Below are 257 nucleotides of genomic sequence, written 5' to 3' on the forward strand. Positions count from 1 at the left end.
ACCGAGATCTACACTCTCTCCGTCGTCGGCAGCGTCAGATGTGTATAAGAGACAGAGTCGGCCTCGGTCCGGTGGAGGCACGACTGCAGCACGGCACCCGTCTCCGGGACGTCGGGCACGCCACCGGCATTCGGCGGACCTACGTCGAGGCTGTCTCTTATACACATCTCCGAGCCCACGAGACGGAGCTACATCTGGGGGGGGGGTGGGGGTGTGGGGAGGGGGGGGGGGGGGGGGGGGGGGGGGGGGGGGGGGGG

Annotated in this window: 1 protein-coding gene; it reads right to left on the minus strand. The window is 69.6% G+C overall.

Going from position 1 to position 257, the window contains the following annotated elements:
• Window positions 1–8: 8 nt before the first annotated feature.
• Window positions 9–167, minus strand: coding sequence for a hypothetical protein (locus ACR9ZK_RS22535; RefSeq protein ID WP_481344155.1), 159 nt, complete (start codon window positions 165–167; stop codon window positions 9–11).
• Between the last annotated feature and the right edge of the window lie 90 nt (window positions 168–257).

It is taken from the genome of Monashia sp. HAY1-5C, assembly GCF_056755255.1.